Origin of the sequence: Rhodococcus sp. M8 (assembly GCF_015654185.1) — a bacterium.
Lineage (GTDB): Bacteria > Actinomycetota > Actinomycetes > Mycobacteriales > Mycobacteriaceae > Rhodococcus > Rhodococcus aetherivorans.
Genome location: NZ_CP064065.1, coordinates 2,405,784 through 2,427,687 on the forward strand (window position 1 = coordinate 2,405,784; position 21,904 = coordinate 2,427,687).

16 protein-coding genes are annotated in these 21,904 nt (G+C 73.6%); 7 read left to right on the forward strand and 9 right to left on the reverse strand.

Annotated elements, in window-relative coordinates; all coding sequences use genetic code 11:
* Positions 1-25: 25 nt before the first annotated feature.
* Genes ISO16_RS10760 through dnaK form a run of 4 tightly spaced genes read right to left on the reverse strand, consistent with a single transcriptional unit; the run spans position 26 to position 4,124 of the window.
* The gene (locus tag ISO16_RS10760) at positions 26-433 is read right to left on the reverse strand and encodes a heat shock protein transcriptional repressor HspR (protein WP_006945118.1); all 408 of its coding nucleotides are present in this window, start codon (positions 431-433) and stop codon (positions 26-28) included.
* The gene (gene dnaJ / locus ISO16_RS10765) at positions 433-1,614 is read right to left on the reverse strand and encodes a molecular chaperone DnaJ (protein WP_006945117.1); all 1,182 of its coding nucleotides are present in this window, start codon (positions 1,612-1,614) and stop codon (positions 433-435) included. The genes ISO16_RS10760 and dnaJ overlap by 1 nt, the downstream gene beginning before the upstream one ends.
* 33 nt (positions 1,615-1,647) lie before the next feature.
* On the reverse strand, positions 1,648-2,283 hold the full coding sequence (gene grpE, locus ISO16_RS10770; protein WP_006945115.1) for a nucleotide exchange factor GrpE: 636 nt from the start codon (positions 2,281-2,283) through the stop codon (positions 1,648-1,650).
* On the reverse strand, positions 2,280-4,124 hold the full coding sequence (gene dnaK, locus ISO16_RS10775; protein WP_006945114.1) for a molecular chaperone DnaK: 1,845 nt from the start codon (positions 4,122-4,124) through the stop codon (positions 2,280-2,282). Before dnaK ends, grpE begins: the two co-directional genes overlap by 4 nt.
* Before the next feature lie 241 nt (positions 4,125-4,365).
* On the opposite strand from dnaK, the gene ISO16_RS10780 reads away from it, so the two are divergent.
* Positions 4,366-4,863, forward strand: a complete 498-nt coding sequence (locus tag ISO16_RS10780) for a hypothetical protein (RefSeq protein WP_072635945.1) — start codon at positions 4,366-4,368, stop codon at positions 4,861-4,863.
* A gap of 72 nt (positions 4,864-4,935) precedes the next feature.
* Here the strand turns inward: ISO16_RS10780 and ISO16_RS10785 are convergent, their stop codons facing one another.
* From ISO16_RS10785 to ISO16_RS10800, 4 genes are all read right to left on the reverse strand, one after another.
* Positions 4,936-5,838: a hypothetical protein gene (locus ISO16_RS10785; RefSeq protein WP_072635946.1), complete on the reverse strand. Its 903-nt coding sequence runs from the start codon at positions 5,836-5,838 to the stop codon at positions 4,936-4,938.
* Positions 5,839-5,991: 153 nt separating this feature from the next.
* Positions 5,992-7,443, reverse strand: a complete 1,452-nt coding sequence (locus ISO16_RS10790; RefSeq protein WP_072635947.1) for a dynamin family protein — start codon at positions 7,441-7,443, stop codon at positions 5,992-5,994.
* On the reverse strand, positions 7,440-9,266 hold the full coding sequence (locus ISO16_RS10795; RefSeq protein WP_072635948.1) for a dynamin family protein: 1,827 nt from the start codon (positions 9,264-9,266) through the stop codon (positions 7,440-7,442). The genes ISO16_RS10790 and ISO16_RS10795 overlap by 4 nt, the downstream gene beginning before the upstream one ends.
* A gap of 118 nt (positions 9,267-9,384) precedes the next feature.
* On the reverse strand, positions 9,385-11,595 hold the full coding sequence (locus tag ISO16_RS10800) for an IniB N-terminal domain-containing protein (protein ID WP_072635949.1): 2,211 nt from the start codon (positions 11,593-11,595) through the stop codon (positions 9,385-9,387).
* Positions 11,596-11,841: 246 nt separating this feature from the next.
* Here ISO16_RS10800 and ISO16_RS10805 point away from each other — a divergent pair, with 246 nt between their 5' ends.
* The 6 genes from ISO16_RS10805 (at position 11,842) to ISO16_RS10825 (ending at position 20,515) form a co-directional block, all read left to right on the forward strand.
* Entirely contained in the window at positions 11,842-13,671 is a 1,830-nt protein-coding gene (locus tag ISO16_RS10805) for an Hsp70 family protein (RefSeq protein WP_072635950.1), read from the forward strand.
* A 3-nt stretch (positions 13,672-13,674) separates the two neighbouring features.
* Positions 13,675-15,957: a LuxR family transcriptional regulator gene (locus ISO16_RS10810; RefSeq protein WP_230304514.1), complete on the forward strand. Its 2,283-nt coding sequence runs from the start codon at positions 13,675-13,677 to the stop codon at positions 15,955-15,957.
* Positions 15,954-16,148 (forward strand): response regulator transcription factor, encoded by a 195-nt coding sequence (locus tag ISO16_RS28655; RefSeq protein WP_230304585.1) that lies wholly within the window; start codon positions 15,954-15,956, stop codon positions 16,146-16,148. The genes ISO16_RS10810 and ISO16_RS28655 overlap by 4 nt, the downstream gene beginning before the upstream one ends.
* Complete coding sequence (locus tag ISO16_RS10815; RefSeq protein ID WP_072635952.1) at positions 16,139-17,662, forward strand: hypothetical protein; 1,524 nt, start codon at positions 16,139-16,141, stop codon at positions 17,660-17,662. Before ISO16_RS28655 ends, ISO16_RS10815 begins: the two co-directional genes overlap by 10 nt.
* A gap of 92 nt (positions 17,663-17,754) precedes the next feature.
* Positions 17,755-19,083: a S1 family peptidase gene (locus ISO16_RS10820; protein ID WP_006934299.1), complete on the forward strand. Its 1,329-nt coding sequence runs from the start codon at positions 17,755-17,757 to the stop codon at positions 19,081-19,083.
* A gap of 130 nt (positions 19,084-19,213) precedes the next feature.
* Positions 19,214-20,515, forward strand: a complete 1,302-nt coding sequence (locus tag ISO16_RS10825; protein ID WP_072635953.1) for a S1 family peptidase — start codon at positions 19,214-19,216, stop codon at positions 20,513-20,515.
* Positions 20,516-20,897: 382 nt separating this feature from the next.
* Here the strand turns inward: ISO16_RS10825 and ISO16_RS10830 are convergent, their stop codons facing one another.
* On the reverse strand, positions 20,898-21,572 hold the full coding sequence (locus tag ISO16_RS10830; protein WP_072635954.1) for a hypothetical protein: 675 nt from the start codon (positions 21,570-21,572) through the stop codon (positions 20,898-20,900).
* Between the last annotated feature and the right edge of the window lie 332 nt (positions 21,573-21,904).

Sequence of the window (21,904 nt, forward strand, 5' to 3'; positions counted from 1 at the left end):
GATCGAGGCCGGAGGGGCCGAGCACCTACCTGTCGCGCTGGTGCTTCGGCTTCCAGACCACCAGCGCGTTGCTGCGCGGCACCGGCACCAGCGCGCGGCGCGACGCGTGCAGTTGCGCGATCTCGGCTGCCATCTCGGACAGCCGCTGCTGCAGGGCCTCGACCTGATTGGTCAGCTCGATGATCCGCTTGATGCCCGCGAGGTTCACGCCCTCGTCCTGCGACAGGCGCTGCACCTCACGCAGCAGCGCGACGTCGCGCGGGGAGTAGCGGCGCCCGCCGCCCCGCGTGCGGTGCGGGGTGACGAGGCCGAGCCGGTCGTAGTTGCGCAGCGTCTGCGCGTGCATGCCGGCCAGTTCCGCCGCCACCGAGATCACATAGACCCGGGCGTCCGGGTCCATCGGCGAATCGTGCCGGTTGCGGTTCTCGCTCATCATGCACCTGCCCAGCCCGCCCGCGGATCGAAGCCGCTCGCCTGCTCCGCGTGCATGTAGATCCGCAGTGCGTCGATCGCCTGGTCGTCGAGGTTCTGGGGCACGGCCACCTTGACGGTCACCAGCAGGTCGCCGGCGCCGCCCCCGCGCTTGGGGACGCCGCGCCCGCGTACCCGCAGCACGCGCCCGTCGGCCGTACCGGCCGGGATCTTCAACCCGACCCGGCCCTCCAGGGTGGGGACCGAGACGGTGGTGCCGAGCACCAGCTCGCCGTAGCTGACCGGCAGCACCAGCGTCAGGTCGTCGCCGTCGCGGCCGAACACCCTGTCGGCGCGCACGTGCACCGTGACGAACAGGTCACCGGGCGGGGCGCCGCGCAGTCCCGCCTCGCCCTGACCGGCCAGCCGGATGCGCTGGCCGTCCCGGACCCCGGGTGGGATCCGCACCGTGATGGTGCGGGTGCGGTTCTGGATGCCGCTGCCGCGACAGTCCGTGCAGGGCTCGTCGATGATCGACCCGGTGCCCCGGCAGTCGTCGCACGGCTCGGAGAAACCGAACGCCCCCTGGTTGCGCGAGACGATGCCACTTCCGTTGCAGCGCGGGCACACCCGCGGGCTGGTGCCGGGTCGGGCGCCACTGCCGTGGCAGGTGGTGCACGGCGCCGGGCTGGTCAGCCGCAGCGGGACGGTGACGCCGAGGGCCGCGTCGCGGAAGTCGAGCGTGGTCTCGGCGTCCACGTCGGACCCGCGCCGGGGCCGCGACGTGGTGCGCGCGCCCCCGCCGCCGGTCCGGTTGAACAGGCCGCCGAACAGGTCGCCGAGACCGGCGTCACCGGCCCCACCGCCGCCGCCACCGAACAGGTCACCGAGATCGAAGGTGGTGGTGCCGCCGGAGAACCCGCCGCTGCCGGCGCCGGGACGGAACCCGCCGCCGAAGCCGCCGGAGGCGAACATCTGCCGGGTCTCGTCGTACTCCTTGCGCCTGGCCGGATCGGACAGCACGGCGTACGCCTCGCTGACCGCCTTGAAGCGCTCCTCCGTCCGGGTGTCGCCGGGGTTGGCGTCGGGATGCAGATCCCGCGCCAGCTTGCGGTAGGCCTTCTTGATGTCGTCGGCCGACGCGTCGGAGGAGACACCCAGCTCCTTGTAGAAGTCCTTCTCGATCCACTCCCTCTGGCTCACCGGGTGTCTCCTCCTCTCGCTGTTTCCCTGTACCTACTCGTTGTCCGCACCGGACGCCGGCTTTTCCGCCGGTGCGTCGCCCGCGTCCGTCACGGTCACCATCGCGTGCCGCAGGATCCGCTCACCGAGCCGGTATCCCTTGCGCAGCACCGTGTCGAGCACCGGGTTCGCGCCGTCGCCCTCCATGTGCACGGCCTCGTGGATCTCCGGGTCGAAGGCGTCGCCCTCGTCGCCGAAGGGCTGGAGCCCCAGGCCCGACAGGACGCCGTTCAGCTTGTCCGCCACCGACTTCAGCGGCCCCTGCTCGAGGTCGCCGTGGGCGCGGGCCCGGTCGAGGTCGTCCACGACGTCGAGCAGCTGGGTGACCACCGAGGCCTTGGCCGCCTCGGTCGTGACCACCCGCTCGCGCTCCACGCGACGCCGGTAGTTGGCGTACTCCGCGGTGAGGCGCTGCAGGTCCGCCGTGCGCTCGGCCAGCTGAGCCGACTCGGGCGACGGTTCGGCCGCGAGCGCGGCCTCCTCGTGTTCTCCCGCAGCCGGAGCCTCGGTGTCCGCACCGCCGACGGGCTGCGACCCGGTCTCCGGGTCGCGAACCTCGAAGGTGTCGGGGTCGATCCGACGCTTGTCGGTGACGGTCACCGGCTCCTGCTCGGGCTTCTCCGCCGTCACTTCTTCTCCGAGTCGGTCGGCTCGTCGACGACCTCGGCGTCGACGACGTTGTCCGAGCCGGCAGCCGCGCCGTCACCGGCGGCAGCTCCCGCGTCGGCGGCCTGCGACTCGTACAGGGACTGACCGAGGGCCTGCGACTCCGTCGCGAGCTTCTCGACGGCGGTCTTCACCGCGGCGATGTCCGTGCCGGCGAGGGCGTCCTTGGTCTCCTTGATCGCGGCCTCGACCTTGCTCTTGGCGTCGGCGGCGACCTTGTCCCCGTTCTCCTGGAGGAACTTCTCGGTCTGGTGCACGAGCGACTCGGCCTGGTTGCGGACCTCGGCCTCCTCGCGACGCTTGCGGTCCTCCTCGGCGTGCGCCTCGGCGTCCTTGATCATCCGGTCGATCTCCTCCTTGGAGAGGCCGGAGCCCTCCTGGATCTTGATCGTGTTCTCCTTGCCGGTGCCCTTGTCCTTCGCGGTGACGTGCACGATGCCGTTGGCGTCGATGTCGAAGGTCACCTCGATCTGCGGGACGCCGCGCGGAGCCGGGGCGATGCCACCGAGCTCGAACGAGCCGAGCAGCTTGTTGTGCGCCGCGATCTCACGCTCACCCTGGAAGACCTGGATCTGCACCGACGGCTGGTTGTCGTCGGCCGTGGTGAAGGTCTCGGAGCGCTTCGTCGGGATGGTGGTGTTGCGCTCGATGAGCTTGGTCATCACGCCACCCTTGGTCTCGATGCCGAGGGACAGCGGGGTGACGTCGAGCAGCAGCACGTCCTTGACCTCGCCCTTGAGGACGCCGGCCTGCAGGGCGGCGCCGACGGCGACGACCTCGTCCGGGTTCACGCCCTTGTTGGGCTCACGGCCACCGGTCAGCTCGCGCACCAGGTCGGTCACGGCGGGCATGCGGGTCGAGCCGCCGACTAGGACGACGTGGTCGATGTCCTTGACGGAGATGCCGGCGTCCTTGATGACCTGCTGGAACGGCGCGCGGGTGCGGTCGAGCAGATCCGAGGTGATCTTCTGGAACTCGCTGCGCGAGAGCTGCTCGTCGAGGAACAGCGGGTTCTTGTCCGCGTCGACCGTGATGTACGGCAGGTTGATGGACGTCGACTGCGAGCTCGACAGCTCGATCTTCGCCTTCTCCGCGGCCTCGCGCAGACGCTGCAGGGCCATCTTGTCCTTGGTCAGGTCGACGCCGTGCTGTGCCTTGAACTTCTCGACCAGCCAGTCGACGACGCGCTGATCCCAGTCGTCGCCACCGAGGTGGTTGTCGCCGGAGGTCGCGCGGACCTCGACGACGCCGTCGCCGATCTCGAGCAGGGACACGTCGAAGGTGCCGCCACCGAGGTCGAAGACCAGGATGGTCTGTTCCTTCTCGCCCTTGTCCAGGCCGTAGGCCAGCGCCGCGGCAGTCGGCTCGTTGACGATGCGCAGCACGTTCAGGCCGGCGATCTGCCCGGCCTCCTTGGTGGCCTGCCGCTGTGCGTCCTCGAAGTAGGCGGGGACGGTGATGACGGCGTCGGTGATCTCCTCACCGAGGTAGGCCTCCGCGTCCCGCTTCAGCTTCATGAGCGTGCGCGCGCTGATCTCCTGCGAGGTGTACTTCTTGCCGTCGATCTCCACGGTCCAGTCGGTGCCGATGTGACGCTTGACCGAGCGGATGGTGCGGTCGACGTTGGTGACCGCCTGGTTCTTGGCGGGCTGGCCGACCAGCACCTCGCCGTTCTTGGCGAAGGCGACGACCGACGGGGTGGTGCGCGATCCCTCGGAGTTGGCGACCACTACGGGCTCGCCGCCCTCCAGAACGGAAACGACGGAGTTGGTGGTTCCGAGGTCGATACCGACCGCACGAGCCATAGTGTTTCTCCATTCTTCGCTGCGGCACACCGGTGTGCCGCATAGGTGTCCTTGCACAACCTGAGCCGGATCGGCTCAGCTGAGCGCAGTCGACTCAAGCTTGCACCCGCCCGGAATCCCGAGTCAAGTCAAAGTTGAGCCTTCGACGCTCAAGTTGTCTGCTTCCTCCAACGGCAGACCGTCCCGCGATGTTCCCTTTGTGACTCGGATCACAAGAATTGCGGGAGGCTACGATCCCGGGGTGAGCACGCGCCCGCAGCCACCCCGCCCGGAGTTCTCCGTCACCCCGCTGCACCCCACCGCCTCCCCCGCACCGCGCGTCGGCGCCGCGGTCTCGGCCTGGGTCCTGTCGTTCGTCGTCTTCGCCGGACTGCTCGGCGCCGTCCTCCTCGACCGCGAACCCGTCCGGGACGCCCTCGAGCACTCGCTGCGCAGCGCCAACCCCGGCACCACCGCCGAGAGCATCGCCGACACCGTCGCCCTCACCCTCGCCGGTTTCGCCGCCGCCGGCCTGCTCCTCGTCCTGCTCGCCGTCGTCTTCCTCGAACTCCTGCGCCGCGGCCACCCCCGGGCACCCCTCGCGCTCGCCGTCGTCTCCGTCGCCACCGTCGTCACGGCCGTCGCCGCCCGCAGCGTCCTCGCCGACGCCGGCGACGCCACCGCCGGCGTCCTGCTGTGGGCTCCCCTGCTCTGGGCCGGGCTCACCGTCGTCGGCGCCGTCGCGGCCCGGCGTCGCTGACGCCGGAGCCAGCCACACAGCTGTCGGACATCGACCACCGTCGCAACCGCTGTCGATGTCCGGGAGTTGTGTCTACCGTCGGGCACGTTCGGCAGCCCGAGCCAGCCGCTCCAGCACGACGTCGAACCGGAACAGTTCGGCCCACGTCCAGCGCACCACTTCGAGACCCAGCTCCCGGATCGCATCCTCCCGCAGCTTCTCCCGCCGTACTACGTCGGCGGCCACACCCGGTGCCCCGCTTCCGTACTTGCCCATGCCGTCGAACTCGCCGACGATGCCGGGGTCCTCCCAGAAGAAGTCGACCCGGGCGACGAAAAGGCCCGCGGGCGTGCGCAGCTCGTGCTGCAGTTCCGGCGGGCGGGTACCTGCCTCACGCATCCGCAGGCGGCTGAGCGACTCGCCAGGGCTCTCGCTACGCCCGTCGAGGAGACCGGCGATCCGGCGCGCCGCGGCGATTCCCGCCCTGCTCCCGGCCGCGTCGAGCGCGGCCCGGAGGTCGAGTGCCGGGTGCATACGCATCGCCGAATCCCCGATCACCACCGCCTGCTCGGGCGGCAGGGTACGTGCGAGGTCGACGACGGTCCGGGCTGCGGAGGTGACGGGCACACCGTCGACGATCTCGACGTCATCGACGGCCAACGGTGCCGCGTGCGAGTGCAGATGCGTGGTGCGACGCGCACCCGTGGGACGGTTGTGCGTGAGGTGGACCCGGGAAAGGTCGGCGTCCCAGACGTCGAACCCGTGGACGATCGCCGCCGAAACATGGCTGATCGCGGCTCTCGATCCGAGCGCACACCGGACGGCGCGAATCCGGGCACGGTGCAGCTCGGTCGCGTCGAGCGTTTCAAGGTCGGTGCGGGAAAGGTAGGCACCGGGAGCGATGCGCTGGAGTTCGCCCGTGCGTAGCGCCTGGCGAAGTTCTGCCTCCGTGGTCCCGGAGGCGAGGGCGGCGGAGCGGAGGATCGGATCGACCATGGCGTCGAGTCTGAGATCGATCCGGCCCGGTCGAGGCGACACGGAACCCGCAACCGCGAATCTGTGGATGAGTGCTCCGACTGTGGACAAATGTGTCCACATGCGTCTCGGACTTCGACAACCGTCGCGGCCGTTGTCGAAGTCCGAGACCTGTCAGCCTGCGACGTCGGCGAGGATGCCTTCCCCGCTGCGCGCCGCCACGCTGCACGCGTTCGAGGTGAACCGGTCGAGCAGGGGATGCTCGGCGCGGGCACGCCAGGTGCGGACGGCGGCGACGCCGGCGGCGTGGATTTCCGCGGCGGTCGCGTCCGGCCCGAGGCCCAGCCGCTGGGCAGGGCCGATACCGAAACCGCCGATCAGCCGCTGCAGTTCGAGCAGGTCGTTCTCGCTCAGCGCGACCCGGGTCGAGCGCAGGCGGCCGAGCAGGCGCAGCTCGGTGAAGCCGTGGACGTCGGCGAGCAGCCGCTGCACCGAGGCGAGCAGCGGGCCGTCGCGGTGGGCGCGCAGGACCCGTTCGAGCGACATCAGCGCCGAATGCGCCTTGAGCTGATCGGCGCGCTGGCCGAACTGCACGTCGATCACCTGACGCAGTTCGTCCAGCCCGCTGCGCGCCACCAGTTCCGCGGCCAGCGTCGGCGAGTCCCGTACCCCGAGATGGATCAGCGTGACGGCCATGCGGATCCCGAACAGGCCGAACCGGTCGATAAGGTGCGCCCGCGTCCCCGGATCGACAGGCAGCGCGATGTCGGGGCGGGCGAACCGATCCGCCGACAGCATCGCCACTTGAAGATCCTGCGACGGCACCTGCGCGAGCGCCTCGAACGCGGCGAACTCGCTCTGCCGCAACGTCCGCGCGCCCAGCGCGAGCAGCCCCGCGACCGGCACGACGGCCTGGCACAGTCCGGTGCGCTCGAGCTCGCCCGCGAACCGGGCCGCGACCTCCTTGGCGGACATCATCGCGTCCATGCGGCCGGCGCCGACCTCGTCGGCGCGGGAGACCACGCCGATCACGCCGAGCGGACCGGACTCGCCGCCCACGTGCTGGCCGATCCGGCCGAGGAACTGCACGTCGGCGGCACCGAGGGTGCGCATCAGGTAGACGACGGCGTCGGCGCCGGACGCTTCGTCGTCGGGGGTCAGCAGCTCGAACGTCCGGGCCGAGACGTCCTGTGACAGCGACGACGTGCCCGGAGTGTCGATGATCGTGGTCTGGGCGAGCGCACTGGCGGGCCACTCGACGTCGATGCGGTCCACCCGGTCCGCGGTCAGCTCGCCGAGGTCGAAGGTGAGCCGGCCGTCGCGGCGCTGCACCGGCACCGGGAGGATCCGGTCGCCGTCGTAGCGGGCGGTGACCGAGGGGGTCGAGCCGCTGCGGTACCACGTGACGACGCGCGTGCACTCGGTGGCGTCGGTGGGGGCGATGTCCTGCCCGACCAGGGCGTTGAGCAGGGTCGACTTGCCGGCCTTGAGAGAGCCGGCGAGTGCGACGCGCAGCGGCTGCTCGAGCCGCGCCGCACACAGCGCGAGCTGCTCGGCGGCGCGCGGGTCGCCGCCGTACCGGGCACGCGCGTGGGCGACGAGCTCGCGGGCCTGCTCGACGCTCACGCGCCGGCCCCGGCCAGCTGCGCGGCCCGCTCGCGGAGGGTCGTCAGCGCACGCACGTGCGTCTCGAGTTCGGCGATGCGGCGCTGCCGCTGCGCCTCCTCGACCGTCGCGGCCTCCTGCGCGGCGCGCAGCGACTCGGACAGCGACCGCAGCGTCTGCTCGGCCAGCTCGGTGAAGTGGTCGCGCAGCTGGCGCTGGATCAGCCGGAGCCGGTCCTTCGACTCCTTGCCCACCTGGAAGCCGACGTCGTCGGTGAACTTGCGGACGGCGACCTTGGCGTCGGCGCGGCGCTTGGCGATGCGCGCCTGCTTGTCGTCGCGATAGGCCTTGGTGCCGAGCACAACTCCCGCCCCGACGGAGATCGGGTTGACCAGCGCCATTCCCATGAGCGTGGTGATGAGCCCGAACATGAGCACGCCGCCGTAGGAGCCCTTCATTCCCACGAGCATCTTCTGGCCGACGCCGATGCGGCCCGACTCGAGGTCCGAGAGCCGGGAGACGGGCTCGAGCAGCCCCTCGAGGTCGCCGAGGCGCAGATCCGGCAGGTCCACCGCACCGCTGTCGGCGAAGTGCCGGGCGACGACCTCCGCGAGCCACACCGAACGTTCGTGGGCCCACACGAAGTTGTCGCCCACGGATTCGGCGACCTGCTCGCCCAGCCATTCCCCGATCCGCGGCCATTCCTCACCGGGGTCGCATTCGTCGACGGTGGCCTCCGCCTCGCGGGTGACCCGGCGCAGCCGGTCCCGCAGGTCGTGGTCGATATCGGCGGCGAGGTCGGCGATGCCGTCGGCCAGGGTCTGCTGCCACTGGGCGGCCCGGGTGCGCAGCGCCTCCGCGGCGGTCTTGGCGCGCTGCAGTTCTGCGACGGCCGCCGCACCGGTCTCGGGGTCGCGCAGCGCCGCGAGCTCGCTGCCCAGGCTGAGCGCGACGTGTTCGACGACCGACTTCACGTCCAGCGCGACGGACCGCCGGGCGGCGTCGGCGCCGCGCGCGACGACCCGCTCACGGAGGAACCCGTACACCGATTCGAAGCCCGACTCCTCGTGCAGCGACGCGTCGTCGAGGCGCAGGGCGTGACTGCGCAGCAGCGACGAGACGGGCAGCAGGGGCACGTCGAGGCCGGCGCGCTGCAGGTGCCCGCGGTCGGCGGCGACGATCTCGCGCCAGTGCGGGTACAGGTCCGTCTTGGTGATCAGCACCGCTGCGGCCGGGCACAGCTGCAGCACCTGCCGCAGGAAGCTCAGCTCCGGCTCGGTGAACTCCTGGCTGGCGTCGGAGACGACGAACACCGCGTCGGCCGCCGGAAGCAGACCCAATGTTGCTGCGGCGTGCGGGTTTCCGTGCCCGCCGACACCGGGGGTGTCGACGAGGACGAGACCGTCGGCGAGCAGCGGGCTCGGCACGTTCACCTCGAGCCGCAGCACTTCCCGGCCGCCCGCGCGCGGCGTGCCGGGCGTGACGTGCTGCAACTCGTCGATGGGCAGGTCCACCCGGACGGGATCGCGGCCGGGCTCGGCGAGCACGAGTTCGGCGAAGGTGCGGTCGGCGTTCTGCACGACGGTGGGCACCGCGGTGGTCTCGTCGTCGCCGACCGAGCACACCTCGAGGTTGAGGAGCGAGTTCACGAACTGGCTCTTGCCCTGTTTGAGCTGGCCGACGACGACGACCCGCAGCCGGGGGTCGACGACGCGAGTGCGCGCCGCCTCGAGCCTGGCGGCGAGGTCACCGCGCTCGGCGGCGCGGATGTGTTCGGCGGCCGCGTCGATCAGTTCGACGAGGGCCGCGCGGCGAGCGGCGGCATCTGCGGACGACGTGTGCATGGTGATCGCTTCGACTCGCCTTCTGTCGGAGTGCGGGCTGCACCGAGATTATGTCCTCCGCGACGAACGCCGGCCCCGCGTGGTGCACGCGGGGCCGGCGCCGGGTCCGTGCGGTGGGTCAGCCGAGGAAGGTGTCGAAGTCGGAATCGGTGCCGGCACCGGCGCCGGCGTCGATCCCGCCGTGCAGATCGGCGTCGGCACCGGTGTCGGCGGAACCGAACAGGCCACCGGTGCCGCCCGCGCTGCCGAAGACGTCGCCGGCGTCGATGGACGACCACGCGTCCGTCGTGCCGTCGAGGGCTCCCGAGAGCTGGCCACCGAGCTGCGAGGTGCCCTCGGCCGCGCCGCCGAGGCCCGCACCGAGCGCACCGCCGGCGTCCGTGGCTCCCTCGAGCCCGCCCGTGACGGCGCCGCCGACCTGCGACGCGCCGCCCGCGGCGCCGTCGAGGCCGCCGCTCAGGCTGCCGCCCAGGTCGGTCGCGCTGCCCAGGCCGCCCGCCAGGCCACCGGTCAGCTCGCCGCCGAGGTCCGCGGCACCCTCCAGGCCACCGGTCAGGCCGCTGCCGAGCCCCGCCCCGAGATCCGCGGCGCTCCCGAGCCCGCCGGTCAATCCACCGGCCAGGTCCCCGCCCAGGTCCGCTGCCCCGTCGAGCCCGCCCGACAGTCCACCGGCCAGCCCGCCGCCCAGGTCCGCTGCCCCGTCGAGCCCGCCGGTCAATCCACCGGTCAGGCCGCTGCCGAGTCCGGCGCCGAGGTCAGCGACGGTATCCAGTCCCCCGGACACGCCGCCGGTGAGACCGCCGACCGCCTCGCCGCCGCCGGCGAGCTGCCCGCCGAGGTCGAGCGCGCCGTCGAGGGCGTAGCCGAGCTGGCCGGTCAGGTCCGCGTCGGCGCCGAGACCGGCGCCGAGGGTGGTGGCCAGCTGGGAGCTCAGGTCCACGGTGGAGTCGAGCGTTCCGCCGAGGCCGGCCTCGAACACCCCACCCAGCGCGGAACCGAGGTTCGCACCGGCTTCCCCGCCGACGGAGAACGCGGAGCCGAGCACCGCGGAGAGGGTCCCGTCGGCGCTCGATTCGACGGTCGTCGACAGGTCGAGCGCGACGTTGAGGGCGTTGCCGAGCTCCAGGGTCGCGGAGTTCTCGAGGCCGAGCGCGCCGCCGAGGAGGCCGCCGACCGCGGTGCCGAGGTCCACGCCGCCGGAGGCGTCGCCGCCGAGGAGGGCGCCGAGGTCGATGCCGCCGACGAGCCCGCCGTCGGCACTGCCCTCGAGTACGGCGCCGAGGGTGCCACCGAGATCACCGGCGACGGAGCCGCCCGCCTCGAGCAGCGCGGACAGGGAGGCTCCGAGTCCCGCGGTCACGCCGGTGACGGCGTCGAGGCCCCCGCCGAGGTCCAGGCCACCGGCGAGCCCGGTACCGACCTCGAGCACGGATTCGAGGGCGCCGCCGAGCTGTCCGGCGAGGTCGGTGCCCAGGCCCAGCGTGCCGCCGAGGGTCGCGCCGACGGCCGTCGCGAGGTCCGCGCCACCGGCGAAGGCCGCCTCGACCGCGGTGGAGAAGCCGCCGCCCGCGGCGAGCGCGGTGTCGAGCAGACCGCCCAGGGCCCCACCGAGCTGGCCGCCGAGCTCACCGCCGACGCCGAAGGCGGCCTCGAGCGCACCCGACAGGTCCAGGGCGGTCCCGGCCGTCGCGCCGAGCGCCGCGTCGAGCGCTGCACCGAGGTCCGCGACGACGCCGGTCGCGGCGTCGAGCCCGAGGCCGCCGGCGAGGGCGCCGGAGAGCGCCGCGCCCAGGTCCAGGTCGCCCGCCAGGTCGAGCGCGCCGGAACCGATGCCGCCGAGCGCGCCGCCCGCGCCGAGGGCCGCTCCGAACGCCGCACCGAGCGCGGCACCGAGATCGCCGCCGAGTTCCAGGGCCGCGCCCAGCGTGCCGGCGAGATCGGCGGCCAGCTCGGCCGCGAAGTCGGTGTCGAGGCCGAGACCGCCGCCGAGACCGCCGCCGACGGCACCCGCCAGGCCGAGCCCCGCCCCGCCGGCGAGACCGAGGCCCGCGCCGCCAGCCAGGCCACCGGCGAGACCACCGGCCGCACCGGCACCGATCGCGCCGGCCGCACCCGCCGCCCCACCGAGCGCCGCGGTCAGCTCGGCGGCCGTCCCCGCGAACAGTCCGCTGTCGGCGACCAGGGGCGCGACGGCGACGATGTCGGCGTGGCACACGTCGGCGAGACCGGCCTGGGCCAGGGCGGCGTCGGGGTTCGCGCAGTAGCGGGCGAGGGCCTCTTCGTCGCGCAGCAGGCTGAGGATGAAGTCGAGCACAGCGTTGGTGGACATCGCATCTCCTGAGGTCGGTGTTCTGCGATTCACGCTACGAACGGCCCGTCCCCCGCCCAAGGGGGCGGAGTCCCCCATCGGTCCGGGGCCCGTACGGGGGCGGGGGTTAGGGGATCGGGACGGATAGGGGGATCGCCCCCGCGCCGGGGCCGAAGGTCTCGAATCGGGCTAACGACATCGTGTCCGATTACGACATCCAACGCGACACGGCGGATCCGTCCGCCCCGACCAGGGGAGCGAAACGACATGGCAACAGGACTCGGAGTCACGATCGGTTCGGCGGACTCGGTGGCGGCCACCGCGTTCGATCGCGCCGACACGTACCGCCCGGTCGTCCTGTCCCGCGCCAGCGAGCTGCACCTTCCCGCCGACGACGCGCCGCACCTCGGTCGTCGTCCGGCCGCGCCGGGTTCGCTGGTGTTCACCGACTTCGTGAGCCGGGTCGGGGATCCGGTCGGTGTGCTCGCCGACAACGGGGCGTCGTACTCCGGGGAGGACCTCACCGCCACGGCGATCGGCTGCCTGGTGCACGAGGCGTCGCGTGACCTGCCGGAGGCGCCCACGATCACGGTGGCGCATCCGGCGCCGTGGGCCGGCTACACCGTCGATGCGTTGCGCGATGCGCTGTCGCGGGCCGGTCTGCCCGACGTGACGCTGATGCCCGAACCCCTCGCCGCGGTGCGCTGGCTCGATGCCGCCCAGGGCCCCCTCGGCGACGGCGTGGTCGTCGTCTACGACCTCGGCGCCCGCACTCTCGACGTCTCGGTGCTGCGCACCGGCGCCGAGCCGGTGCTCCTCGGCCGCCCGATCGGCAGCGAGGACGTGTGCGGCGGTCACCTCGACCACCTGGTCACCACCCATCTGCTGGACACCGTGCGCGACGACGTCCCCGACTTCGATCCGTTCGCCGCCCCCATGACGGCGGCGCTGGCCGAGCTGCGTGCCCGCGCGACGGCCGCGAAGGAACAGCTGTCGACCGACACCGAGACGGTCGTCGCGATCGACCTGCCCGGCGTGCGGCGGGACGTGCGTCTCGTCCGCGACGAGTTCGAGGAACTCGCCCGCGGCCCGCTGCAGGCGTCGATCGCGCTGGTGCACGAGGCGCTGCGCGGCGCCGGGGTCGAGCCGTCCGACGTGGGGCGGGTGCTGCTCACCGGTGGCGGCGGCGCGATCCCCCTGGTCGCCGAGCTGATCTCGGCGGAGCTGGGCATTCCGGTGGTCGCCGGCCCGCGGCCCGCCCACACCGCCGCCCTCGGGGCGGCTCAGCCGCCGGTGAGCTCCGCGGCGGCCCAGCCGCCGATGGTGAGCTCCGCGACCGTAACCCCGCCGGCGGACGACGAGGTGCCCACCACCGCGCTGCCCGTGACGACCCTGCACGATCGGCCGACCGAGACGGTCTCGCCGGTTCGCCCGGCGATCGTCCCGGCCCCGGCCGCCGCGACGGTGGCGCCGGCGCCTTCCCGTTCGCGGCGCTACGTGCTCGCCGGGGCCGCAGCCGCTGCGCTCGTCGTGCTCGGCGCGGGTGGTCTCGCGATGGGCACGCTCGGCACCTCCGACGCGTCGGAGACCGGTGCGGGCGTCGCCACCTCCGAGACCGTCCCGGGCGCGACCCCGGCCTCGGCGGGGGGCCCGGCGACGACCGCGACCACCGGGACCGGCACGAGCGGCACCACCCCGGGTGCGGCACCGGGCACCCAGGCCGCGGCCACGGCGGCGACACCCGGGGCGCCGGGCGCCGTCGCCCCCGCCGGGAGCATTCCCGCCGGCACCCCCGCGCCCGGTGCGGCGCCGGGAGCGCCGGCCCCCGGTACCCCCGCGCCCGGCACCCCCGGCACCGTCGCCCCGGCACCCACGACCACGGTCGTCCCCGCCCCCGCGCCGGCTCCCGCTCCCGCCCCGGCGCCCGCGCCGTCCCCGAACTACGGCTCGCAGGTCGGTGACGCGCTCGGCGGCGCCGGTCAGGGTGCCGGCGCGGTCCTCGACGGCACCGGCAACGCGGTCGGCGGCGTCGTCGACGGGGTCGGTGGTGCCGTCGGTGGCGTCGTCGACGGTGTCGGCGGACTCCTCGGCAACTGACCGATGCCGCAGCCCACCCCCCTGCCGCGCGACGTCGCGCACGCCGTCGCCGCGACCCCGCCGCGGCTGCTGCTCACCGGTCCCGCCGGCAGCGGCAAGTCCGCGTTGCTGTCCTCGGTGCGGCAGACGTTCGCCGGCCGGGGCCTCACGGTCGGAACCGATCCGCATTCCCCCGCGCCGGCTGCGCTGGTGGTCGACGACGCGCACACCCTGCCCGCCGAGTCGGTCCTCGCCCTCGCCGAGCAGGTGCGGCGCGGCGAGCGGCCGGTGATCGTCGCGACGGAGCCGCGGCCGCACCGCAGCGATCTGCGCGCGCTGCTGTCCGCGTTCGGCGCGCACTCGGCGCTCGTCGAACTGCACCCCCTCAGCCCGCGCGAAATAGCCGGTCGCGCAGCAACTCTCGGCCTCACCCCGCGCCCGGAACCGATCCGCGCGGTGCACCGGCTGACCGGCGGCGCCCGCGACGTCGTCGACGCGGCCCTCGCGGCGTTGCGCGACGGCACCGATCCCCGGCGGGCCGCCGCGGCCCGCGTTCGCGACCGCCTCGGCGGCGGCGACCCCGACCTGCCCCGGGTCCTGGTCCTCGCCGGCCTCGGCGGCACCCTCGACCCGCTCGAGGTCGCCACCGTCCTCGGCGTCGACGCGGACCGCGCCCGCGAGCTCGTCGACGCCGCGCGGGCCAGCGGCCTGCTCACCGTCGACGGCGACGTCCCGATCCCCGCGGCCGCCGCGGTGCCCGCCGCCGTCCTCGGGACCCATGCCGTCCGCACGCTGGCGCACCGGCTGGCGGCGCTGCGCCTCGACGCGGGGCTGCTGACCGCGGACGCCGCCCGGGCTCTCGCCGAGGCCGGGGTGGCCGACGCCCGCCTCGCCGCCCTTCTCGTGACGCTCGCCGACGCGGCCGAGCCCGCGCAGGCCCGCACGCTGTACGACGCGGCGATCCGTGCCGGCGCCGACGCCGATGCGCTGGACGTGCGCCGCGCCGAGGCCGCCGGGCTCGCCGGCGACCTCGCCACCGCCGGACAGCTCACCGACCGTCTGCTCGACCGGGCCGGTGCCCTGCCCGCCGGCGAGCTGGCCGCCGCCACCCGCATCGCCGCGACCGTCGCCGCGCGCCGCGGCATGCTCGGGCGCAGCGCGGATCTGTACGAGTGGCTCGGCCCCGAACGGGCCGGCGCCGACGCGCCCATCGCCGCGACGGTGCTGCTCGCCGCGGGCCGCCCCGGCACCGCCGCCCGGTTCGGCACAGAGGCCGCGGCGCCGACGTCGTCCGCGGCGGCCGCGCAGCTGCTGGCCGCGGGCCTGCGCGAGTCCCTCGGCGGCGACGGGCGCGTCGCGATGAACACCCTCACGCGGGCCTTGTCGGTGCACGGGGCGGCCGACCGGACGCGGCTGCTGCCCGACACCCCGGAGGCGATCACCGCGCTGCTGTGCCTGCACTCCGGCGAACTCGCCCACGCCGGCGCCGTGCTCGGCCGCGCCACCGCGGCGCCGTCCGTGCGGCACCGCCTGCTCGCGGCGTGGACGGCGCTGATCGGCGGCGACCTGCCGGCCGCGACGGCCGCCGCCGACGAGCTCGCCCCCCACGCCACCGAGCAGCGGGACCTGCTGTTCCTGCACGGGCTGCGGGTGGGCCTGGCCCGCCGCGGCGGCGACGTCGGCGCGCTGACCGCCGCCTGGACCGCGGCGCAGGGCGTGGTGGCCGAGTACTCGGTGGACCTGCTGAGCCTGCTGCCGCTCGGCGAGTTGTGGCTCGCCGCGGTCCGGCTCGGCGAGGCCGACCGCATCGCCCACCTGGTCGGTCAGGCCCAGGATCTTCTGACGACCCTCGACGAACCGCCGCTGTGGGGCGCGACGCTGCACTGGTACGGGGTGCAGGCGGCCATCGCCGCGGACCGGCCCGCGGAGCTGCTGCCGCACGCCCGGGCCCTCGGGGCGGCGGCGGAGACCACCGCCTACGCGGCCGCCCTGGCCCGGGCCGGGCAGGCCTGGCTGCGGGTGCTGCAGGGCGATGCCGACCCCGCGCGCGTGCAGGCGGCCGCGGAATCGCTCGCCGCGATCGGCCTGCCGTGGGACGGGGCGCGGTTGGCCGGCGAGGCCGCGCTGCGCGTCGACGACACGGCGACGGCGACGGCATTGCTCCAGGTCGCACGGGCCGTGCGGCACCCGTCGGCCGCGCCGCGCACCGCCGCGCCCACGCCCACGCCCGCGGCCGACGCGCCGGCGGCGCCGAGCCCCTGTCGGATCGGGAGGCGGAGGTCGCCGACCTCGTCGTCGCCGGCCTGACCTACCGCGAAGTAGGGTCGCGCCTGTACATTTCCGCGAAGACTGTCGAGCATCACGTCGCGCGCATCCGGCGGCGGCTCGGCGCCGGCTCGCGATCGGAGCTCATCTCGATGCTCCGTGCGCTCGGCCACGGCGCCGAGGTTCGGCAACCGGCAACCAGTGGGAACGGGGGGATTTCTGCATGTCCGTAGGCGTGGGCCTGAGAGTCGGCACCATCGTGTCCGCCGTGGCCGTCACCTCCGCCGAGGGCATCCGTCCCGACCCCGAGCCGGTCGAACGCCTCACCCGTCTGCACCTGCACTCCGACGGCACGGCAACGCTCGGCGTCCGTGACCCCGGCGCCGCCGACGAGTGCAGCTCCTTCTCCGGCTTCGTCGACCGAGTGGGCGAACCGGCCGGGGTGCGCGCCGAGGACGGCGTCCTCTCCCGCGCGGAGGACCTCGTCGCGACCGCGATGGAATGCCTGCTCGCCGACGCCGCACCCCTGGTCGGCGACGCCCCGGCGACCGTCGCCGCCGCACATCCCACCGCATGGTCGCCGGCGACCGTGGCGGTGCTGCGCAACGCTCTCGACTACGTCGGGCTGCGGCACGTCACCCTGATCTCCGACGCCGAGGCCGTCGCGGCCTGGTTCGAGTCCCGGGTCGCACAGCAGAGCGGCCGGCTCGTCGCCGTCTATCACCTCGACGCCGGCGGATCGACAGTGACGCTCGTGCGGTCCGGTGTCGCCGCGGGCCGCTCGTTCCGTTACCCCGAGGGGGACGCCCCGTCGGTACCCGCGCAGCTGTCGGCCGCGCTCGGCGCGTTCGGCTGGCTCGTCAGCAACCTCGACGCCGTCGTGATCAGCACCGAGGAGCCGGTGGACCCGTCGGCGGCGCAACTCGTCGCGCAGACAGTGAAGGCCGGTATGGGCGTGCGGTGCGTGCTGCCGCCGCAGCCGCAGCACGCGGTGGTGCGGGGCGCGGCGCTCGCCGCCGCGGCCGGTTCCGCGGACATGCTCGGCGCCACCCGGATCATGCCGGCGGTCCGCACCGGCGCCGCGGCGCGCACCCAGCTCGACCCCGTCGCCCCCGTCGAGCCGCCCGTCGCGGCCACGGCCCCCGTCGCGGCGGCCGGCACTGTCGCGGCGGCCGGCACTGTCGCAGCGGCCGGCACCGAGGCGGACGCGGTGCCCGGGGGCCCGGACCGGGCCCCGCACAACCGGCTGGTCGTCGGCGGCGCCGTCGCGGCGGCCGTCGCGCTGCTCGTCGGGATGGGCGCCCTGGTGTTCTCGCTGCGGGACACCCCCGCGGACACACCCGTGCGGGAGGCGGGCGCCGCCTACGAGTCGCTGTCGAGCGCGGTGCAGGTGCCCCCGAGCACCGGCACCCCGACCGGTACCACCACCACGACGACCGCCCCGGACGCGGCGCCGGCCACCGTCGACTCCGGGCTCGTGGCGCTCACCCCCGCCCCCGGCACCGCCGTCGAGGCCGCGCCGCCGAGCACGTCGGCCCGGGCCACGATGTCCCGGCCGGCCCCGTCCACCACCACGCGGTCGACCACGGTCGCACCGACCACGAGCGAGGCCACCCGCGAACGGGACCGGCCCGCCCGGACGACGACCCCCACGACCGTCGCGCCGACCGGGACGTCAACGTCGACGCCCCCCGAAACCACGGAACCGGACCCAACGGACACGACCGGTTCCGAGGCGGCAGGGTGACCCTCCCCGTCCCGTACGCTGTCACACGGTTGTGTCGGCTTCCGCGGCACGACCGCGCACGAAACCCGTCAACCCATTCTCGAAGGGCCCCCATGCGTCACTCGTCGGCGTCGCGCGCCGCTGCTCGTACCACCGTTCGCCGTGTCGTCGTCGCGGCGGCGTCGGCACTGCTGCTGGCCGGGCCGCTCGCTGCGACCGCCCACGCCGCCCCGGCCGATCAGCTGCCCGCGGATCAACTGCCCGCCGAACTCGTCGAGGCCATCAGCCGCGACCTGAAGATCAGCGCCGACGAGTACCTCGCGCGATCCGAACGCGCGCAGGAACTCGCGGACTACGCGCGCAGCTTCCGTGCCGAACGGCCGGAGGACTTCGCGGGGGCATGGCTGGGCACCGACGGCCGGCCCGTCGTCGCGGTCACCAACCCCGACGCCGCCCGGCAGGCCGAGAACGACGGCTACCACGTCACCGTCGCGCCGGTGTCCGCGGACGGGCTCGAGCAGTCCCTCGCCGAGCTGAACCGCTGGGTCGCCGCGCTCCCCCGCGAACTGTCCTCCCAGGTGAACGCGACGTCGATCGACGTGTTCAACAACCGCCTGATCGTCGACATCGCCAACAGCCCGGCCGGCCGCGCCCTGAACCTGCCGACGCTCATCGCCAACGTCCAGGTCATGCTCACCCCGGGCCAGCCGCCGAACGAGCCCGGCCCGCTCGGTGGCGACACCTACATCACCGCCGACGGGGACGTCCGCTCGACGCCGCTCGACCGCATCGGTGTCTGCTCGTTCGGCTTCAACGCCGTCGACGCCGACGGATCGGCCGCCAACATCACCGCCGGCCACTGCGACGCGGTCGCCCGCGAGGACGGCGGCTCCACCGTCTACCTGCCCAACCGGGAGAACATCGACGAGAGCCTGAAGATCGGCGCGTTCACCCGCTCGACCGTCGGCGAGGGCAGCACCCTGGACTACGGCATCATCGGCCTCGACCAGGCGGGCCAGGACGTCGGCCTGAACCGGCCCGTCATCCGCGGCGGCAACGGCTCGACGCTGACCGTCACCGGCACCGCCGCGCCCGTCGCCGGCGCCCCGGTGTGCAAGTCCGGACAGTCGTCGTACTTCACGTGCGGCATCGTCGCCGCCGACCGGATCGAGACCCAGCTGGTCCGTGCCGACGGCACGAGCACCACGATCCGCGGCTTCGCGACCACCGCCTGCACCCTCTCCGGCGACAGCGGCGGCGCCATCGTCACCGGCACCCTCGCGCTCGGCGTGATCAGCGGTTCCAACAGCTCCGGCGCCCCCGACTGTGTGGAGGCCAACCTCGTCCTCGCACCGCAGGGTGGCACCTCCAGCCTGGGCATCTCGATCCAGGACATCGAGGCCGAGACCGGCGCGCGGGTGCGCACCGGCGCTGCAGCCTGACCGGTCCCGCGCCACGCCGCGCGGCTGGGTGTTCGCGCGGCCGACCCCATATGATCGTCCCGTCCAGCACCGGCCCGCCCGGGGCCGGCATCTTCGCGCACCGTCGCGGAGATCAACGAGGAAGGCATCCATGCGACGCTCCTTCGCCCGTCGAGCAGCGGTTTACGGTTCGGCAGCGCTCATGCTGCTCGGCCCTGCCGCCGCCATCGCACAGGCCGACCCGGCCCCGATCGAGGCGACGGCGCTGCCGAACGAACTCGTGGAGGCGCTGGCCCGGGACCTGCAGATGAGCCCCGAGCGGTACCTGACGGATGCTGCCCGCAGCCAGGAGCTGGCCCGCTTCGCCGAATCGGCGCGGGAGGAGTTCGCTGCCGTGTTCTCCGGCGTGTGGCTCGAGCGGGACGGCACGCCGAAGGTGGGGCTGACCGAGGGCGAGGGTTACGACGCGGCCCGCGAGGCCGCCGAGGACGCCGGATTCACCGTCGAGGACACCGACCGCACCGAGACGCAGCTGCGCGACGAACTGAAGGCGCTGAACGACTGGCTGGCCACCCAGCCGCCCGCCGTCGCCGACCTGGTGCGCGGCGTCGCCATCGACGTCGTGAACAACGACGTCGTGCTGCGCACCGAGAACGTCGCCGGGATTCGGCTGCCCGACTTCCTGCAGGGTGCCCGGGTGCTGTTCGCGCCCGCGCCGCTCGTCCCGGAGCCGGCCGCCGGCGACCTGCGGCCCGTCGCCGACCTCGCCGCCCCGACGGCCCTGTTCGGCGGGGACGCCTACGCAGCGCTCGGCGCCGGGGAGGGCCTGCGCTGCTCGCTCGGCTTCAACGCTGTCGACAGCTCGGACCGCCCGGTCAACATCACCGCCGGGCACTGCGACCCGAACCGGCCGTCCGCCGGCACCCAGTTCGCGTCGAAGGTGTACCAGCTGCTCGGTGAGGAGCTCGGCCAGCAGCTCGGCACCTTCGAGAAGACCAGCCTGGACGGCCGCGACTACGCCGTGATCCGGCCGACCGCCGAGGCCCAGGGCCGGTTCGAGAACAACGGTGTGCGGGTGCCGCTGGCGGCGCCGCTGCCGATCACCGGTGTCGCCGAGCCCGTCGTCGGCGCGCCCGCGTGCAAGTCCGGCGTCCGCTCGGGCTACAGCTGCGGTGTCGTGACCGCCTCGGGCCAGACCGTCGAGGTCGGCCACCGCGTGCTGGAGAACGGCTTCTCCACCAACCTGTGCGCCCTGCAGGGCGACAGCGGCGGCACGATCGTCACCGGCACCCTGGCCCTGGGCATCTCCAGCGCCTCCAACGTCGGTCAGTACGGCATGTGCGAGATTGCCGGCGTGGTCAGCGGCCTGCTGGGCGAGTCGCCGGAGTTGTTCGCGACGCCGATCTCCGCGGTCCTCGCCGAGAACCCCGGGCTGCGCGTGCGCACCTGGTGATCGTCGCTCCCTGAAAGCTCCACGAGGGCCCGCCTCCGGCCGGAGGCGGGCCCTCGTGCTGTGCGGCGTGTCGCGCCGAGCGAGACGCCGGGAAACCAGCCGCCCGGTTTAGGATCCTGAAGGTCCCGAGGTCCGGCCACGGAGTGTGCTCCGCGGCCGGACCGTCGCATATCCCGGCGTCCGTTGACGGCGGTTCGACGAGAAAGTGAGTGACTGTTGTCAGCAGACCTAGCAACGGTTGGCGTCGACGTAGTGGTCTACGCCGTCGAGATCGTGGTGCATCTTTTCCGGCTGATCACGCTCCAGTCCTGACTGGCCCGGAGAACGACTGCGGCCCCGCCACCGGATCGGTGGCGGGGCCGCAGTGGGCTGAGGGCGAGGGTTACTTCTCGGCCCACTCCGTGGTGCCCGGAGGCGCCATGAGGGTGTTGATCAGGCCGATGCCGGCGACGACCAGCGTCGGACCACCGGCAACGATGGTGCCGATGATGCCGCCGATGGTGGCACCCGGGATGCAGCCGACACCGACACCGACAATGCAACCTGCGATGGCACCGATGATGGTGCCCACCAGGCCGCCGACGGCGGTGGCGATGCCGAGCTGGGACGCGAAGTTCTGCTGCGCCTTGAGGTTCTCCTCGGGCGACGCGACGTCGCTCAGCTTGAGGCTGACCGGGTTGAGGCCCGGAGCGACCTTGTCCTCGGGCTCGACCGGGGTGGCCTTCGACGGGTCGGTGACCGGCGTCAGGGTGAGGGTCTTGCCGTCCTCGCTGATCTCCCGCTCGAAGGGCAGCTGCAGGTCGCCGAGCTGGATGGCCAGCGGCAGGCTCACGACCGCGTTGCCGTCGCCGTCCTGCAGCTCGACGCTCTTGCCGTCGCCGGACACGGCGAACGAACCGGCATCGATGACGGTGACGACGGAGTCGCCCTCCGCCTTGGTCTCGTAGTTGATCTTCTCCGGTGCCGTGACCGCCGGTGCGGCGTAGGACGTGCCGGCAGTGACGCCGACGGCGGCGATGGTCATCGCCGCGACGGCGGCGAGCTTCCTGAACTTCATTCGATTCCGTTCTGTGACTTCGGCGCACGCCCCCGACGGACGCCCCCCAAGTTCTGACACCAATGTGCCCCTGCGCACCGTAGGCCCTGATCGCGGGTGCGCGAAGCACATCTCGCGCAGCATCATAACCGACATCACACGGATCCTCGCGTCCGGAATGTACCGAATCCGTTGCCACTCCGTTGCCGGACTCACGAGTACGTATGCCGAAGCGTGACCAGCTACCGCACGTTAGGTTTGCCTGACTCAATGAGTCGAAAGGTTTAACGCTTAACGTGAGCGGACACTCACGCTACGGCGCGATGCGGCAATTCGGCCGCCCCCCACGCGGT